Source organism: Streptomyces sp. NPDC005070 (assembly GCF_053600395.1).
Genome location: NZ_JBSFZS010000498.1, coordinates 1 through 1480 on the forward strand (window position 1 = coordinate 1; position 1480 = coordinate 1480).

Here is a 1480-nt window from a genome sequence, read left to right on the forward strand (position 1 = left end):
TGGGACCGTCCCCTGCGCTGACCCTGGCGCTGGTCTCCGCGGTCGCGGTGCTGATCATCGCTTGCCCGTGCGCTGGGCCTTGCCACTCCACTGTCGGTCATGGTCGGCACGGGCAAGGGAGCCAGGCCGGCATCCTGATCCGCTCCGTCGAAGCCTTGGAGACCGCGCACAAGCTGGACACCGTCGTGCTCGACAAGGCCGGGGCCGGCTCCGTCACCGTCGGCAGCTGACCGGCGGCATGATGACCTGCAACTGGGCCATCAACGGCAAGCGGTTCGACATGAACAACCCGACCGCGCACCCGATCATCGTGGAACAGAGCCAGCGCGTCCGGCTCGATTTCGTCAACACCACCGCCATGTGGCACCCGATGCACCTGCACGGCCACACCTACCAGCTCGGCAGCGGCGGACCGCGCAAGGACACCCCAATCGTGCTGCCCAAGAAGACGGTGCCAGTGTTCTTCGACGCCGACAGCCCGGGGCAATAAATGCTGCACTGCCACAACGCCCACCACGGCGAGGCAGGCACGATGGCGCTGGTCGCCTACCAAGCCTGATCCCCTGCACGCACCTCCCGTGTGCCGGTACAAGCCCCAGCAACCTTCGGGAGGTACGCACCTTTTCAGTCAATTCACTTCATGCCGAACGACACTCCCTCCGCACCCTGGCTCTGGACGACGTCCTGCCGACCACTACCGCGCGCCGCTGTAGCGGTCGGCCGTCCGCTGATGTCTGCGCCGATCATCAAGAGCAGCGGCGTACAGATCCCAGTAGCCACCAGCACTGGTGGACCGACGCCCCCTCCATGTGCCCCGGACACCACAACTGGAGCCACCTCCTGGTGCACCGGTCAGGGCGCCGGCTCATCCAGGACGAGGGCACGGCCTGCAGCAGTGCGGCAGGAACGTGTCCGGGGACCGGCGGGTGGCGTCGGCGTCACGATGGCCGTCCGCGCCAGTCCAGGCAGAGCACCAGGGCGTCATCGGTCGGCACGGCTTGACCCCGGTGGCCCGTCAGTTCCCGCAGGACGGCCCGGGGGACGCTGGCGGGGGACAGGAGCCGGGTGGACATGATGGCCCGGGTCAGTGCGGCATCCCCGTACGACTCTCCGCCGGGCGAGAAGGCTTCGTAGACGCCGTCGCTGACGAAGACGAGACGGTCACCTGGCTCGACGTGGAAGTTCTGGGCTTCGTAGTCCGTCTCTTCGAACATTCCCAGCGGCAGCTGGGCGTTGAAGGTGACGCGCTCGACCGTGCCGTTGCGCAGGCGCAACACCTGGGGGGAGCCGGCGTCCACGACCTGGACCTGACCGCTGATCAGGTCGAAGTCGAACATGAGGGAAGACAGGTAGCAGCCGCCCCGGTAATGGGCGTAGACCGCCTGGTCGGCGAGGGCGGCCTGGTCGGCGATGTTCGGGCTGCCGTTCCCCGAGGAGTACGGCGGCATGGGCGGCGACTACCTCGCCCTCGGCATCGCCC

Annotated in this window: 4 pseudogenes; 3 read left to right on the top strand and 1 reads right to left on the bottom strand. The window is 67.8% G+C overall.

Going from position 1 to position 1480, the window contains the following annotated elements:
- Positions 1-224: pseudogene (locus tag ACWEBX_RS40565) on the top strand (P-type ATPase); the annotation flags it as partial.
- Positions 215-559 (top strand): annotated as a pseudogene (locus tag ACWEBX_RS40570) (multicopper oxidase domain-containing protein); the annotation flags it as partial. The pseudogenes ACWEBX_RS40565 and ACWEBX_RS40570, both read left to right, overlap by 10 nt.
- A 379-nt stretch (positions 560-938) precedes the next feature.
- Here the strand turns inward: ACWEBX_RS40570 and ACWEBX_RS40575 are convergent.
- Positions 939-1415 (bottom strand): annotated as a pseudogene (locus ACWEBX_RS40575) (PP2C family protein-serine/threonine phosphatase); the annotation flags it as partial.
- Here ACWEBX_RS40575 and ACWEBX_RS40580 point away from each other — a divergent pair.
- Positions 1411-1480, top strand: a pseudogene (locus ACWEBX_RS40580) (acyl-CoA dehydrogenase family protein); the annotation flags it as partial. The pseudogenes ACWEBX_RS40575 and ACWEBX_RS40580 sit on opposite strands and share 5 nt — an antisense overlap.